Annotated in this window: 11 protein-coding genes; 7 read left to right on the forward strand and 4 right to left on the reverse strand. The window is 68.7% G+C overall.

The annotated features are described in order from the left end of the window. Window positions 1-149: 149 nt before the first annotated feature. From E8A74_RS47715 to E8A74_RS47725, 3 genes are read left to right on the forward strand one after another with little or no spacing between them, the layout of a single operon-like run. Window positions 150-1,214 (forward strand): DUF4349 domain-containing protein, encoded by a 1,065-nt coding sequence (locus tag E8A74_RS47715; RefSeq protein WP_170229931.1) that lies wholly within the window; start codon window positions 150-152, stop codon window positions 1,212-1,214. 18 nt (window positions 1,215-1,232) lie between these two features. Then, a complete protein-coding gene (locus tag E8A74_RS47720; protein WP_136935850.1) occupies window positions 1,233-1,700 on the forward strand; it encodes a hypothetical protein in 468 nt (155 codons plus the stop codon). A gap of 21 nt (window positions 1,701-1,721) precedes the next feature. Next, window positions 1,722-2,480: a CDP-alcohol phosphatidyltransferase family protein gene (locus tag E8A74_RS47725; protein WP_136935851.1), complete on the forward strand. Its 759-nt coding sequence runs from the start codon at window positions 1,722-1,724 to the stop codon at window positions 2,478-2,480. A gap of 10 nt (window positions 2,481-2,490) precedes the next feature. On the opposite strand, the gene E8A74_RS47730 is transcribed toward E8A74_RS47725, so the two are convergent. Continuing rightward, on the reverse strand, window positions 2,491-4,698 hold the full coding sequence (locus E8A74_RS47730) for a PAS domain-containing sensor histidine kinase (RefSeq protein WP_136935852.1): 2,208 nt from the start codon (window positions 4,696-4,698) through the stop codon (window positions 2,491-2,493). Window positions 4,699-4,845: 147 nt separating this feature from the next. Here E8A74_RS47730 and E8A74_RS47735 point away from each other — a divergent pair, with 147 nt between their 5' ends. Beyond that, on the forward strand, window positions 4,846-6,489 hold the full coding sequence (locus E8A74_RS47735; RefSeq protein WP_136935853.1) for a L,D-transpeptidase: 1,644 nt from the start codon (window positions 4,846-4,848) through the stop codon (window positions 6,487-6,489). Between the two features lie 735 nt (window positions 6,490-7,224). Here the strand turns inward: E8A74_RS47735 and E8A74_RS47740 are convergent. Both E8A74_RS47740 and E8A74_RS47745 read right to left on the reverse strand, forming a co-directional pair. Next, complete coding sequence (locus E8A74_RS47740; RefSeq protein ID WP_136935854.1) at window positions 7,225-7,704, reverse strand: DUF6036 family nucleotidyltransferase; 480 nt, start codon at window positions 7,702-7,704, stop codon at window positions 7,225-7,227. 216 nt (window positions 7,705-7,920) lie between these two features. After that, window positions 7,921-8,310, reverse strand: a complete 390-nt coding sequence (locus E8A74_RS47745; protein ID WP_136935855.1) for an OsmC family protein — start codon at window positions 8,308-8,310, stop codon at window positions 7,921-7,923. Between the two features lie 97 nt (window positions 8,311-8,407). Here E8A74_RS47745 and E8A74_RS47750 point away from each other — a divergent pair, with 97 nt between their 5' ends. Then, a complete protein-coding gene (locus E8A74_RS47750) occupies window positions 8,408-9,145 on the forward strand; it encodes a lysophospholipid acyltransferase family protein (RefSeq protein WP_136935856.1) in 738 nt (245 codons plus the stop codon). Here E8A74_RS47750 and E8A74_RS47755 read toward each other — a convergent pair. Then, on the reverse strand, window positions 9,112-9,768 hold the full coding sequence (locus E8A74_RS47755; protein WP_136935857.1) for a GNAT family N-acetyltransferase: 657 nt from the start codon (window positions 9,766-9,768) through the stop codon (window positions 9,112-9,114). The genes E8A74_RS47750 and E8A74_RS47755 overlap by 34 nt on opposite strands. Window positions 9,769-10,029: 261 nt before the next feature. Here E8A74_RS47755 and E8A74_RS47760 point away from each other — a divergent pair, with 261 nt between their 5' ends. Together E8A74_RS47760 and E8A74_RS47765 are read left to right on the forward strand one after the other, a co-directional pair. Continuing rightward, a complete protein-coding gene (locus tag E8A74_RS47760; protein ID WP_136935858.1) occupies window positions 10,030-10,380 on the forward strand; it encodes a hypothetical protein in 351 nt (116 codons plus the stop codon). A gap of 58 nt (window positions 10,381-10,438) precedes the next feature. Further along, complete coding sequence (locus tag E8A74_RS47765; protein WP_136935859.1) at window positions 10,439-11,740, forward strand: UDP-glucose dehydrogenase family protein; 1,302 nt, start codon at window positions 10,439-10,441, stop codon at window positions 11,738-11,740. The last annotated feature ends 229 nt before the right edge of the window (window positions 11,741-11,969 follow it).

Here is an 11,969-nt window from a genome sequence, read left to right on the forward strand (position 1 = left end):
TCCCAGGAGGCTACCGCGGCGGGCCGACCTTCGCACCGGCGCACCGGCCGGCCGGCGACAGCCGTTCGCAACGGTTACGCGGCCGAGAGCGAGGCGGTGTAAGCTCGAACCGGCACCTTCGTTTCTCGTCGGCTTCTGGGAGATCTCGCATGCCCCACGTGTTCCGGACCCTCCGGGCGCGGTTCGCCGCGCTCACGTTGATCACCACGTCTCTCTTCATGGTCGGGTGTGCCGCCAGCGCCGAGCCGCCCGCCGCTTACGCTCCGCAGCCGGCCTACTACGGCGGCGGCGCCGCGCAGGCCGAGGCCGCGCCCGCGTCCGCCGGCGCCCCGATGCCGATGGATGCGCCCTCCCCCGCGCCGATGGCCGCCAGCGACAGCGAAAGTTACGAGAGCGCAAGCGACTCCGACGAATCGGGCTTCTTCGGCGGCTCGTCCGACGCAGCCGCGAAAGCGACGGCGCTCGGCCCGCCGCCCGCCCCGGCCCCCGTGGCCCCCGGCGCGCGCGCCCCGATGGCCGCACCCGCGGCCGCGCCCAAGCAACCCACGCCGCCCCCCACGGGCGCGAAGCCCGCGCCCGGCGGCAAGAAGACCGAAGGCGCCTCCGAACCGCAGCAGCCGCAGGAGAAGCCTGCGACGCCGCTGCTCATCTACACGGGCCGCGTCGGCATGGAGGTCGCGGAGTCCACGGTCATCCCCGGGACGATCGACAAGGTCATCGACATGGCCGAGTCCTTCGGCGGCTACCTCGCGTCGCGCTCGGACGCGGGCGTCGTGATCCGCGTGCCCTCGCGGCATTTCCGCGACGCGCTCAACGCGCTGGAGAAGCTCGGCGAGGTCAAGCGCCGCAGCGTGAGCGCGGAGGACGTGTCCGAGGAGTTCCACGACCTCGAGGTGCGCCTGCAGAACCTGAAGAGCGTGCAGAAGCGCCTGCAGGAGTTCCTCGCGAAGGCGGCGAACGTGAACGACGCGCTGCAGGTCGAGCGCGAGCTCGAGCGCGTGGGCCGCGAGATCGATCAGATCGAAGGCCGCATGCGCTTCCTCCGCGCCCGCGCGACGTTCTCCACGATCACCGTCGACGTCTCGGCCAAGCCCAAGCAGCAGCAGGTCGTGGCGCAAGGCACGCCGCCGCCGCCCCCGCCGCCGCGCACGATCGACCTGCCCATCGACTGGCTCTCGAGGGTCGGCCTCGAGACGCTGATGACCCTTCGCTGAGGCAAGGAGGCAAGGACCATGAAACGTAACGTCTCGATGCTCCTCTTGTGCCTCGCCGCCTCCCTCGTCGGGATCGGCTGTGGCCCCGGCTTCAAGCTGAACACGCCCGACGGCTTCGTCGAACTCGAAGACCAGGAGGAGTACGCCTTCCGCGCGACCACGGCCCAAGGCGTCGTGATGAGCGTGCGTGTCGAGCCGAACCGGCCGAAGGGCAACCTCTCCTTCTGGACCGACGCGATCGACCTGAAGCTCCGCAACATCGGCTACACGGCGGAGGCCTCGCGCGAGGTCAAGACGAAGAGCGGCGCGACCGGCAAGCAGCTCCGCTACACGCGCACGGTCTTCGACCGGCCCCACATCTTCTGGCTCACGGTCTTCGTCACCGACGCCGACGTGTTCGTCCTGGAGACCGGCGGCGACGCGCGCGAGTTCGACAAAGCGAAGGACGAAGTGAGCAAGGCGATCGAGGGATTCGTCCCGGGCTAATGCGCTAGGATGCGCCCGGCCATGCCGGGCAGCCCGATCGAGGTCTACCGCCTCACCCGCAAGAAACACGATCAGATCTGGAACACGTACGTGATGCGCCCGCTCGCGGCCGTGTTCGTCGCCGCGATCCACCGCACGCCCCTCACGCCGAACCAGATCACGATCCTGAGCCTCTTCGTCGCGGTGACGGGCTCCGCGCTCTTCGTCGCGCTCCCCTCCTACCGCGGCGGCCTTTGGGCCGTGCTCGTCCTCGAGCTCGCCTACCTCTTCGACTGCGCGGACGGCATGCTCGCGCGCTACAAGAAGCTCGCCTCCCCCACGGGCCACCTCTTCGACTTCTTCGTCGACGAGATCAAGGCCGTGCTGCTCGTCGCCGTGATCGGCATCCACCTCCACAGAAAAGGAGGGCTCGGGATCGATGGCGCCGCGTGGCCCGCGAACGGCCCGGGGTTCCTCTATGCAGCGGTGGCCGGCGCGGTGATCGTGGCCTCGGGCATCTCGCTGACGAACTTCGTCCGCAGGCCCGAGCTCACGGGGAAAGATACGCCGACGGAGGCGCATTACGAGACCGTGGGCGAGAAGAAGCCGCAGTCGATCGTGGGTCGCGTCGCGTCCCTCGTCATGACGTTCCTGCGCTTCCTCAACCACTACCCGAGCCACCTCTGGATCTTCGCGCTCGCAGATCGGCTCGACGCCTTCTTCTGGATGTACCTCGCGCTGAACGCGCTCTACCTCGCCCGCGGCTGGCTCGGGCTCATCGTCCGGTTCGGACGCGCGTAGTCCAAGGGCATCAAGGCTGCGGCGGCGAAAGCGGCAACTCGACCACGAACTCTGCGCCGCGGCCGGGCTCGCTGAACGCGCGGATCGTGCCGCCGTGGGCCTCGCAGATCTGGCGCGCGATGTACAAGCCGAGCCCGAGGCCTCCGTGGGCGCTCGATGTCGTGCCGCGTTCGAAGCGGTCGAAGAGCCGCGCGAGATCCTCGGGGGCGATGCCCTTGCCCTCGTCCCGCACCGAGAGACGCGCGCCGCCCTCCGTGACCTCGACCTGCACGTGGATCGGGGCCGGGGCTGCGTAGCGCAGCGCGTTCGCGAGGAGGTTCGTCAGCACTTGCTCGATGCGCATCGCGTCGGCGCGGATCCGGCGGGCGCAGCTCACGCGCAGGTGCACCTCGCTGCCCACGCGCCGCGCTTCCTCGGCGAAGCGATCCACGAGCTCGGTACAAAGCGCGCAGAGATCGATCTCCTCGAGCTCGAGGACGAGCCTCCCTGCGGCGATCCGTGAGACGTCGAGCAGGCCATCGACGAGGCGCTTCAAGCGCGCGAGCTGCTTTTGCGTGCCGAAGACACGCGCGGTACACGCGCTGTGGGTCCACCCGCTCTGCAACCCGCGCGCGAGCAGATCGACCGAGAGGCACGCGGTCGTGAGTGGCGTCCGCAGCTCGTGCGAGGCGATCGAGAGGAACTCGTCGCGCGCCCGGAGCGCGGCCTGGGCCTCCTGGTAGAGGCGCGCGTTGTCCAGCGAGATGCCCACGCGATCGGCGAGCGCGACCGCCAGCGTGAGATCGTGGCTCTGGTAGAGAGGTCCTCCGCTGCCGCGCCCGAGGCTGATGCTGCCGAGGACACGCCCGCGGGCGCGCACGGGCACGGCCATCGCCGTCGCCGTTCCGATGCGGCGCACGAGGTCCTTGTGGTCCGCGTCCACGCAGACGCGGTCGAGCAGGGCATCGTCGACCACGGAGTTCAAGATCGGCTCCTGCGTGCGCGCGGGCTCCAGGCCTGGCTGCTTGCTCCCCGGGGCATACCGGCCCACCGATTCGACGAGCATGGGCTCTCGCGACGGATCCACGTGGGCCACCGCGAAGCGTCGCATCTGCCCGTCGTCCTCCAGCAGGAACATCACGCACCAGTCGGCGAGGAACGGGAGGGCGAGGCGCGGGACGAGGCCGACGAGCTCGTCGAAGTCGAGCGAGCCCGCGAGGCGCTCGGCGGCCTCGCCGAGGAAACGTTGCGCCGCCTCGGCGCGCTCGAGCTCCCGGTAGAGGCGCGTATTGTCGAGGTCCCCGGCCAGGCGCTGCGCGAACCGCTCGGCGAAAGCGCGGTCGTCTTCGTCGAAGGCGCGCGCTGTCACGTCGCGCAGAAACACGAGCGTGCCGAGCTGCTGAGCACGCCCGCGCAGCGAGACGAGCAGGAGCGCGTGAGGCCCGAGCGCGGCGAGCTCCTCGGCAGCCTTCGCGTCCGTCGAGAACGAGGCGAGCGTCGCGGGATCGATCTCGTTCAGCACGAGCGGCTGCCCTGCTTCGAGCACGGCGCGGGCCGAGCCCGAGAAGCGCTCGACGAGGTTCGAGGTCTCGACGAGCCGCCGCCAGCGCTCTTCCCGCGCGGCGTCCACGTGCGCGACGACGGCGCGGGGCGCGCCGCTCGCCAGCTCGACGAGGAACATGCATCCGTCGCCGCCGACGGGCAGCGCCAGGCGCGCGGCCGCGGGGAGCGGATCTTCGCCGGCGGGCGCGAGCGGCGCGGTCGTCTGCGCGAGGACGCGCTGCCGCTCGTCGGCGCGGCGGATCCGCTCTTCGAGCAGCTTTCGCTCGGTGATGTCCTCGGAGATGCCGAGCAAAAAACGCGGCTGCCCCGCGTGGTCGACGATGGGGATCTTCTTCGTGTGCAGGACGCGCAGGCCGTGCCGCGTCTGGATCGGCTCCTCGGTGATGTCGACGAGGCGTTTGCCCGAGAGCACTTCGCGGTCCTTGGCCACGAAGAACATCGCCTGTTCTCGGGGGAACAGGTCGTCGTCGTTTTTGCCGAGGATGGCGTCGCGGTGCAGTCCGAGCAGGTCTTCGCCTGCTTTGTTGAAGAGGACGAAGCGAAGCTCGGCCGCGTCCTTGACGAAGATCATGTGGGGGAGGTTCTCGACGATCGAGTCGAGGAACGAAGCTGTGCTCTCGAGCGGCGCCGCGCTGTCGGTAACGAGTCGACCGGGCTCTCCGTCTGCCTTCGCCACTTCCCCTCTCGATTTTCATAGGGTGGGCTTGTGGGCGGTGCAACTCGACGAAAGGAGCAAGGCGGAAGAGTCGAGCGACGAGGAGGCGCGAGGCCCTGCGGAAAACTGGACATCAGCGCCCTGGCATGCGCTAACGGGCCTCACGTCATGCGACGCCCCTGCTACACGCTGCTCGTCCTCGCGGCGGTGAGCCTCGGCGGCTGCCGCGAGAAACCGGGATCGGCTCCTGGCCTCCTCGCCGACGCTCCGTCCGAAGCCGGTGCTGCCACGACCCCGAAAACCGACACGGACGGTGCGCCTTCCGCGGACGCGGCGGACGCGGAAGCGCCTCCCCCCGAACCGAGCGGGCCCTTGCTCGTCGATCTCGCGGGCATCGCGCACCTGCCGCCCCCGATCCCGGAGAGCGCGCCGCGGCTCGCGAGCATCGCGATGCGCACCGACGTCGTGGCGAAGCCGGATCCGAAGGCGGCGCGTGTCGGCTTCCTTCGCGCCGGCGCGATCGTCGAGATGGATCCCGAGGTCGCGGGGACGGCCGGCTGCAAGGACGGATGGCGCAAGATCAAGCCGTACGGCTACGTCTGCGTGGGCCCCGACGCCACGCTCGATCTGAACCACCCGATCGTGAAGGCCGCGACGCGGCGGCCCGACATCACGCAGAAGCTCCCCTACATGTACGGCATCGTGACGCGCGGCGGCCCGGTCTACGCGCGCATCCCCACGGCCGAGGATCTGAAGGCGCACGAGCCTGGGCTGAAGAAGCACATCGCAAAGTGGGAGAAGGACAAGGAGAGCGGCGCGACGTACGGGCTCGACGTGTGGATGAAGTGGAAGTCTTCGCCCTCTCCGCCCGCGCTCGACGCGATGGAGCAGAAGCTCACGGACGAGGACATCCCGTTCTTCCTGAAGGACGGCGGCCGCGTGCCGAACCTGTCGGGTCTTTTGAAGTCGAACGATCTCGTGAAGATCGGCCAGGTCGATCGGCGCAACGGGGTGGCCTTCGTGGAGACGTTCCTGCACGAGGGACGGCGCTACAACCTATCGACGGATCTGCGGGTGATGCCTGCCGATCGGTTCCGTCCGATCCGCGGCAGCGACTTCCACGGCTACGAGATCGGCAAGGACGTCGACTTCCCGTTCGCGCTCGTGCGCAGGCCCGGGGCGAAGCGCTGGGTGTGGGACGAAGGGAAGAACAAGCTCGTCGCGAACGGGGAGGTCCCGTACCGCGCGGCGGTGAATCTGACGGGCAAGCAGAAGTTCGTGGGCGGCGTCTTGCACTACGAGATGAAGGACGGCGGCTGGATCGACGACCGTCACGCGGGTCGCGTCGATCCGGCGAAGAAGATGCCGGCGTGGGGGAAGAACGGCGAGAAGTGGCTCGACATCAACATCACGAAGCAGGTGCTCGTCGCCTACGAGGGGACGAAGGCGGTGTTCGCGACGGTGGTGTCGAGCGGGGAGAGCGGGCTCGAGGATCCGGAGACGAGCAAGTCGACGAAGCGAGGGATCTTCCGGATCCATACGAAGCACGTGAGCGTGACGATGGACTCGGACGCGGTGGGCGAGGAGTTCGAACTCCGCGACGTGCCGTACGTGCAGTACTTCCAGGACGGCTACGCGCTGCACGGCGCCTACTGGCACGACCGCTTCGGCCAGCCGAAGAGCCACGGCTGCGTGAACCTCGCGCCGGAGGACGCGCGAAGGTTGTTCCACTGGACGGAGCCCCAAGTGCCGCACGGCTGGCACGGAGCCGCGCGGAGCCTGACGGGGACGGTGGTGTTCATTCATCCGTGAGGGGCTCGGAGCGAGCGGGCGCCGTGGGCGGTTTCCGCCGCCGTGCCATCGGGCGCGGCGTTTGGTAAGCTCTTCTCCGTGAGGCAGCCGCGGTCCGTGGATCGAGCAGGCGAAGGGCGCTCCGACAGGGTGGCGTTCGTGTTCGAGTCCCTCGACCTGGAGATCGTCGAAGCGGCGCGCGAGGTCGATCGCTCGCTGATCCGAGCTCGGCGAGGGACAGGGGTACGAAGAGCTTGTGCCTCACACCGTCATGATGACGGACGGCGACCTCACCCTCCGCGTGCTGGACCTGCCCACGCTCATCGACGTGAAGTCGAAGACGGTCGAGCGAAAGATCGCGCCGTTCTTCCCGTGCTGCTTGCGACGCTGGACGAGAGCTCGAAGATGCAGCCTCGAGCGAAGCGTCGTGCGTGACCGAGGGGGTGGACGCGTGTCGACCCCCGCAGGTCAACGTGACGCGTGGGGGGTGGATGCGTGTCGACACCCTCTGGTCATCGTTGCGCGTGGGGGTCGACGCGTGGGCGACACCCGCCGGTCATCGTTGCGCGTGGGGGTCGCCGCGTTCCAACACCCTCCGGTCATCGTCGCGCGTGGGGGTCGACGCGTGGGCGACACCCGCCGGTCATCGTTGCGCTTAGGGGTCGACGCGTGGGCGACACCCGCCGGTCAACGTGACGCGTGAGGGTCGCCGCGTTCCAACACCCTCGGTCGTCGGTTTCCTGCGGGTTTCACGACTCAACCGCCTCGCAGGAGGCGAGCGCGCTCCAGGTTCTGCATGTCGACGAGATCCTGTGGGCGCCCGGCAGCCCGCTTCGCCTCGATGAGGTCGTCGAGCGAGACGATGTTCACGGAGACGCCCTCCCACTCGGCGACGACACGCCGTTCCCAGGCGTCACCAAAGGACGCCCCCTTCATCGATTGCAGAAAGTCGACACGCAACGGCGGGACCCCCAGCCACACGATCTCCTCCGGCGTCGCTGCATCCAGATCCACGACGATCGACTCCGGCACGCCGAACATCCTCAGCGCGTCGCAGGCCCGACGCATGTTCTCGCGATCGGCGTCGAGGAAGAGATCGAGATCCTTCGTCGTGCGCGGACGGTCGTGAAAGCCGACGGCGTACCCACCGACGACGAGATAACGGACGTCAGCGTCGGCGAACGCCGCCAGGAGATCCACGAAGTCCGCCGGCAGGCTGGGGTTCCTCGTTCGCATACCACTCCCACGCAAGCGAAAGGATGGCCTGCAAGCGCTCACCCCCCGACGCGCTCTTCCAGAACAAAACGTCCGCGTCCTCTGCCTGGGACAGCGGGACACGCCCGCCCGTCCACGTCGCTCGGCGCAGGGCTGCTCGCTCTTGGCGATCTCGGTCGGCCACGTCGAAGAGCATAGTACGAGCATGCTCGGACGTCGCGGGGGCGTGTCCGCGTCTCACCCCACGAGCGAGCTCTCGATCTCGATCTTCCCCGTCAGCATCTTGTGCACCGGGCACTTGTTCGCGATGTCGAGCAGCCGCGCGCGTTGCTCCTCCGTCAGGTCTCCCACAAGCCGGATCGACCTCTTCGCGAGGAACGAGCCATCCCGTTTCTCGCCGGTGACCTCCACCTCCACCGACGCGAGCGGCCACGCTTTGCGGTCCGCGTAGACCTTGATCGTCATCGACGTGCACGTGCCGAGGCCGGCGAGCACGAACTCGAACGGATCGGGCCCGCGATCGTCGCCGCCCACCTCCGGCAGCTCGTCGCCTTTGAGCTCGTGGGACCCCACGTGGATCGATTGCCCGAACTTCCCCTCGGCCGTCTTCACCGTGACGTTTCGCATGTCCCCTCGTATCGCAGAATCCCGCTTCCGGAGAAAGTCGCGGCGCGCGCGTGACGCTTTACGCGACGGCGGGCCTGTCCGACGTTAGGGGCTCGCCATGGTCCCGCTCGCCCCTACAGGCTGGCTCCTCGCGCAGACCGAGTCCGGCCGCCGCTTCGCGCAGAGCCTCACCGAACAGCTCCACGCCACGCTGCACGGCGATGCGCACGTGCCCCGCAAAGGTGGCGCGCTGCTCGTCGGCAACCACGCCTTCATGGGCATCGACGCCTTCGCGCTCGCCGCGCTCCTGCTCCTCCAGACGGGCAGGCTCCCGCGCTTCCTCGCAGAGCGAAACCTCTTCCGCATCCCCGGCCTCCGCGAGCTGCTCCGCAGCATGGGCGCGATCCCAGGCACGCCCGACGACGCCATCGATCTCCTCGAAGCCGGCGAGCTCGTCGTCGTGTACCCGGGCGGCGTCGACGACTCGTTCAAGCTCTCGAGCGACGCGTACACGCTGCGCTGGCAAGGGCGCGCCGGCTTCGCACGCGTGGCCATGCGCGCGCGTGTTCCGATCGTGCCTTTCGCCGCCACGGGCGTCGACGAGCTCTACCGCCTCGATCGACGCGAGCACTTCCTCGGTCGCTGGATCGGCGGCTCGTCGCGGTACGACATCCCGCTGCCGAGTGGCCTGCGCCCGCGCCGCGTGCCGCTTGATTGCCACCTGCTCCCGCCCATCGACACGGCCGGCGATCCGCGAAACGAAGGCGACGTCGAGCGCATCCGGCGCGCCACCGAGGAAGCCATCCGCAGCGTGCTCGATCCCTACCGCGCGGAGCTCACGTCGTCCGCGCGTTGATCGTCCGCGTCCCCGAGGAACGCCGCGCGTGTTGCTTCCGCAGCGGCGCGCAACACGCGGAAGATCGGGAGGTCCGACCAGTGCGGGCGTGGTTCGCCAATCGGCACGTCGACCACGAGCGTGTCGCCCTCGTCGTGGTGCACGACGCCGCCGGCCTCGTCGAGGATCCGCCGCATCGGCGTGTTCGAGACGAGCACCGCCGAGCGGAAGATCGAGATGCCGCGCTCGCGCGCCGCGCGCGTGAGCGCATCGAGCAAGACACGGCCGAGGCCCTTGCCCTGGTACGCGTCGATCACCGTCACCGCCGCCTCGGCGATGTGCGGCGCGTCGGGGAGGCGCAAGAACCGCGCGACGCCGACGCCCTCTTCTTCCTTCAAGTCGAGCGAGTCCGTCATCGCGACGATCGCCACGTGATCCTTGCCGTCGACCTCCGTCAGGTACCGCGCCATCGACGGGCTCAAGAACGGCACGTCGGAGAGGAAGCGGCGATAACGCGACTCGCGCGAGAGTTTTCCGAACGCACGCACGAGCGCGTCACGATCCTCCGCGCGAATGCATCGCAGCCGTACGACGCGACCGTCCGCGAGCTCCCGCGTCTCGTGATACTCCCGGTCGTAACGCACGCCCTCAGCATACAGCGCCGTCGTCCGTGCCGAACGACGCTTCCATCTTCGTGCCGCGCGTGGTTGCCGACGGCCGAGCGCGCCCTACCCTGGGCGATCATGCATCGCTTCAAATCCCCTTTGCGTTCGCACGATTCCGCTCGCCGCCTTGGACACCTCGCGTGGCTCCTGCTCGCCCTGTCTGGCTGTTCCGGATGTGGCGCGGCGAAGAGCCCCGCCGAAGGCGATACGCGGTCGACCTCCGTCGTCGAGCCCGGTCTCATGCCTTCGGAAGAGAACGGCGCGTCGTCATGCGGTCGCGAGACCAACGTGCACGGCACGGGCTACGACGCCGCGGCGCGCGCGTGCCTCTGGGACGCATGGCTGAACGGGAGCACCGCAGGGCTCATGATCACGATGCACACCGTCGAGGGCGATCCGATCTCGTACATGATGCGCGTGCGCCCCGGTCCCATCGTCGACGTGACCGAGGACAGCCGCGACCGCTTCGGATCCCCAGGCGTGACACGCACGACGTGCAAGACGCTGGAGAAGCGCGCAGGCTCGGGCGACCGCTTCGGCTTCGTGCTGCGCGGATGCGACGGACGCGCCTCCGAGATCGTGATTCCCTGACGGCGCGTGGGGCGCGCCACGTACACACGAGCGCGCGCGAAATGATAGGGTGCGCCCCATGCAGCTCGCGGTGATTGGTACGGGTTACGTCGGCCTCGTGGCCGGCGCCGGGTTCGCAGATTTCGGCAACGACGTCGCATGCGTCGACGTCGACGAGGGCAAAATCGCGCGCCTCTTGCGCGGCGAAGTGCCCATCTACGAGCCGGGCCTCGACACGCTCATCGCGAAGAACACGAAGGCCGGGCGCCTGTCGTTCTCGACGGACGTGGCAGGCGCCATCCGCAACGCCGAGGTCGTGTTCATCGCCGTCGGCACGCCCTCCGCAGCCGACGGTTCCGCAGATCTCTCGGCCGTCTACGCCGTCGCCGAGACCATCGGCAAGAACATGAACGGCTTCAAGGTCGTCGCCACGAAGAGCACCGTGCCCGTCGGCACAGCCGATCAGGTCGAGGCGATCATCGCCCGCCACACGACCCACCCCTTCGGCGTCGCCTCGAACCCCGAGTTCCTCAAGGAAGGCGACGCGATCAACGATTTCATGAAGCCCGATCGCGTGGTCATCGGCTCGAACAACACGCGCGCGCTCGAGGTGCTGCGGAGCCTCTACGATCCCTTCGTGCGCACGAGCGATCGCATCCACGCGATGGGCGCGCGCTCGGCCGAGCTGACGAAGTACGCCTCGAACGCGCTGCTCGCGACGCGCATCTCGTTCATGAACGATCTCGCCCTGCTCGCAGAGAAGCTCGGCGCCGACATCGATCGCGTGCGCAAAGCCGTGGGCGCCGACCCGCGCATCGGGCCCAAGTTCCTCTTCCCCGGCCCAGGCTTCGGCGGCTCGTGTTTCCCGAAGGACATCTCCGCGCTGATCCACACCGCGCACGCGATGGGCCACGACCTCGAAGTCGTGCGCGCCGTCGAGGAAGTGAACAAGCGGCAAAAGCACGTGCTCGGCTCGAAGGTGAAGCAACACTTCGACGGCGCACTCGCCGGGCGCGTCGTGGGCGTCTGGGGTCTCGCCTTCAAGCCGCAAACCGACGACATCCGCGAGTCACCCGCGCTCACGTTGATCGAGGACCTGCTCGAAGCAGGCGCGACGGTGCGCGCGCACGACCCACAAGCCATCGAGAACGTCCGCCCGCTCTTCGGCGATCGCGTGACCTACGTGGACACGATGTACACCGCAGCCGAAGGCGCCGACGCCCTCGCACTCGTCACCGAGTGGCACGAATACCGTCGCCCCGATTTCCACCGCATCAAGCGGCTCATGCGCACGCCATCCCTCTTCGACGGTCGCAACATCTGGGACCCCGAAGATCTGCGCGCCCTCGGCTTCTGGTACACCGGCATCGGCCGCGGGTGACGCAGAGCTGGGGCTTCGCCCCAGACCCCAGCAGGGGCTGTCCGCCCCTGCACCCGGACCAGCCAGGGGCTGGACCCAGGCTCGATGAACTGCGCGATGCGCAGTTCATCGAGCAGGCCCGGTCAAGACCGGCAACGGCGTTGCCAACCAAGACAGCCGCGCTGCCGGTTCTGCTGGCAACCTGGGTTCTTCGTCGGCCTGTTTGAAAAACTGCGCGGAGCGCAGTTTT

Source organism: Polyangium fumosum (genome assembly GCF_005144585.1).
Classification (GTDB): domain Bacteria; phylum Myxococcota_A; class Polyangia; order Polyangiales; family Polyangiaceae; genus Polyangium; species Polyangium fumosum.